At 71.2% G+C, this 2,965-nt stretch carries 3 protein-coding genes; all 3 read right to left on the bottom strand.

All coding sequences use genetic code 11. From position 1 onward, the window contains the following. A partial coding sequence (locus LL06_RS25015) for a heme biosynthesis protein HemY (protein ID WP_035533491.1) occupies nucleotides 1-731 on the bottom strand: 731 nt, incomplete at its 3' end. A 10-nt stretch (nucleotides 732-741) separates the two neighbouring features. Next, nucleotides 742-2,331 (bottom strand): mitofilin family membrane protein, encoded by a 1,590-nt coding sequence (locus LL06_RS27540; protein WP_161785026.1) that lies wholly within the window; start codon nucleotides 2,329-2,331, stop codon nucleotides 742-744. An 87-nt stretch (nucleotides 2,332-2,418) separates the two neighbouring features. Continuing rightward, nucleotides 2,419-2,965: uroporphyrinogen-III synthase (locus LL06_RS25000; RefSeq protein ID WP_035533487.1), on the bottom strand; the 547-nt coding region annotated here is incomplete at its 5' end.

Below are 2,965 nucleotides of genomic sequence, written 5' to 3'. Positions count from 1 at the left end.
TCGCTGTCGGCATGGTCGCGGGCGCGCGCGGTCAGCAGCACGGCCTTGTGCCGGTCGGCGACCGCCGGCTCCAGCGTGCCGGCCTGACGCTGCTTATCGAGCAGGCCCAGCGCCTCGTTCCACTTGCCCTCGCGGGTCCGGTAGGACAGGGCCGCCGATCCGGCCCACTGCAGTTGCGGCGCCTGTTCGGCGGCGGTCTCGGCATAATGCTGCGCCGCCTCGTCCGCGCCCTGCCGCTGCGCCTCGAGATAGAGCCCGCGCAGGCCCAGAAGCCGGGTCTCCGGATCCTCGGCCATGGCCTCGAACAGCTTGCGGGCTTCCTCGTGCCGGCCCTCGATCAGCGCCGCCTGCACATCGAGAAGATGGATGAGCGGCTCCTGGTCGGCGTTGAGCAGGCCCTTGGTGCGCTTGTTCATCTTGCGCGCCATGGCGGCGTCGCCGGCGCCGGCCGCCAGGAGGCCGGTCGACAGCGCCTGGTAGCCGCGGTCGCGCTTGCTGGCGCGGAAATAGCGCGAGACGGTGCGCGGCGAATAGAGGATGGCGCGGATGATCCACCAGCCGACCATGATCGCCGCGATCAGCGAGGCGACCAGCGTCACCGCCGTCATCAGCGACATTTCGATGCGCCGGTCCTGCCAGACGATGAAAAGATCGCCGGGCCGGTCGGCGAGCCAGGCGAAGCCGAAGCCCAGCGCGAGAATCAGCACCACGAAGATTAACAAGCGGATCATCACGGGTCTCCTAATTGGCCGGGGCTTCGGTCGAAGCCGGTGCGCCGCCCGGCGCCATCGAGGCGGCGATCAGCTTCTCGGCGCGGGCGCGGGCGGCGAGCGAGTCGCCGAAGCCGGCCGCGGCGGCTTTCGACGCCTCGGGCAACTGGTTCCATTCGGCCAGCGCGGCGTCGAGATCGCCGTCCATCAGCCGGGCCTCGGCGCGGGCGGCGATCGCCTCGGCGCTGTCGCCCTCGACATCGCCGACCTGGCGCACCTTGACCACCGACAGGGCGCTCGACATCAGCCGGTCGACCAGCCCCTGTTCGGGATCGACCGGTTCGGCCGCGGCGATGGCGGCGGTGGCGGCTTCCGGAAACTGCTCGATCAGCCGGGAGCGGCTGGGCACGCCGCTGGCCGCCAGATCCCTGAGCTCCGGCACGGCCGGATCATCCGGCGCCACCGAGGCGAAGGCCTCGAGTTCGGTCATGAACGACCCGCCGCGGTCGATCGCCGACTTGAGGCCGGCGGCGGCGATGGCGCGGGCAAGATCGATCTGACGGCCGGGTTCGTCGAGCCTGGCGGCGAGATCGGTCTGGCCCTGCTCGACCGCGGCGATCCGGGCCGAAAGCTCCGAGACCTGGGTGGAGGTCTGGGTCTGCAGCTCCGAAACCGCGGTCTGCAGGCCGGATTGGGCGGCCCGCAGCTCGTCGAGACCCGCCGTCACGGCCGGGTCGGCAGCGCCGCTGCCGGCGCCCATCTGCGCGAGCGTGGCTTCGAGCGCCGCAAATCTCTCGTTCACCGCGGCGATTGCGGCCGGATCGGCCGTCCCGCCGGCTGCCGCCGCTTCGTTGAGGCTTGTCTCCAGCCGGTCGAGACGCGCCGACAGTTGCGCCGCCATGTCGGCGTCGCCGGTGCCGGCCGACTGGCTGGTCAGGGTCTCGACGCTCGACGACACCGCGTCGAGCCGCGAGCTCAACGCCTGGACCTGGTCGGCGGAGCCTCCCGGCGCCGGAAGCACGCCGCTCGCCTGCAGGGCGTAGCCGCCGCCAAGGGCGATCACCGCGCCGATCAGGCCGGAAGCGAGCATCAGCACGCCGCCGCCGCTTTTGGCGGATGCGCCGGACCTGTTCGTCGCAGCCGGGCTCGCCGGCCCGGAATCGCCGGTCCGCGCCTCGGACGGCTTTGCCTTCGCAGCGGACGAAGCCGGACCCGTGGATGAGCCGGGTGTCGATGATGCCGGCTTGCCGTCGCCGGGCCTGGCGGTCGCGGTCTCCGGTTCGTCGGCGGGATGTCGCGTGCCGGCAGGCGGCACGCTGGATTTCGGCTCGCCCGCGGCGCGTCCGAACGCTGCCGCGTCTCCCGCCTTCGCATCGGTTTTCGCCTCAGCGCCCTTGCCGGATGGCGCCGATGACGGGCCGGTCCCGGCGGAGGCGGCATCGGTCTTCGCCGCCGACGCGGGCTCGCCGGGTTTCGCCGATGCCGGCGCGGATGTCGCCGGGCCGGCGGCCGCGGGCCTGGAGGTGAGGTCCTCGTTCTTCGGCGTCACATCGGTGGCGTCGAGGTCGATGGTGACCGGTTCGGGCGATTTCGAGTGTCGCGGGGTAGGGCCCTTGCTCATGGCGTGTCCTGCTTGATCTGGTTCGGGCGAACGCGACGGTCCGCAATGACAGTGCATTGCCGGCAGCCGCCGCACTATGCCCTCAAATCATCCCAATGCGGCGAGCGATGCAAGCAGGCTGTTCTCATCGGGATGACCCGCGATAACGCAGCGCGCCCGCCATGGTTCCGGCAGCGCCTCGGCGATGGCCGGGGAAAGACAGAGGAATCGTGCCGAATCCAGAGCATTGCCGAGGCCTTCGGCCCGGACCAGCGCCGCCAGACGCCGCGCCGCATTGGCCGAATAGAGCAGCACGACGTCCGGGGGATGCGACAAAACAGTCGACTTCACAATGTCAGTCGAATAACTTATTTCGACCATCCGGTAGCATTCGAGCACGGTAAAGGCGAGCTCTGCCTGGCGCAGCTCCTCCTCGATCACGTCCGTGCGCGGCGCGCCGGCGAGATAAACCAGACCTCTTCCCCGAGCCTCCGCGCCGCCCGGCGCCGGGCCTTCCGCCGGCTGCGATGCCGCTCCGGTCAGGGCGCGCGCCAGGTCAAGCGCGGCCCCGCCGCCCTCGCGGACATCGGTAAAACCCGCTTCGCGCGCCGCTTGGGCGGTGGCCGGGCCGACCGCGTGGACCGGCACGCTGAAA

This window comes from Hoeflea sp. BAL378, assembly GCF_000759435.1.
Classification (GTDB): domain Bacteria; phylum Pseudomonadota; class Alphaproteobacteria; order Rhizobiales; family Rhizobiaceae; genus Hoeflea.
Note: the sequence above shows the minus strand (reverse complement) of the source record. Positions and strands in the feature narration are given on the sequence as shown.

What these genes read in the sequence shown, in the direction of transcription:
- LL06_RS27540 (WP_161785026.1), bottom strand. Translation starts at nt 2,331, where the DNA reads ATGAGCAAGGGCCCTACCCCGCGACACTCGAAATCGCCCGAACCGGTC.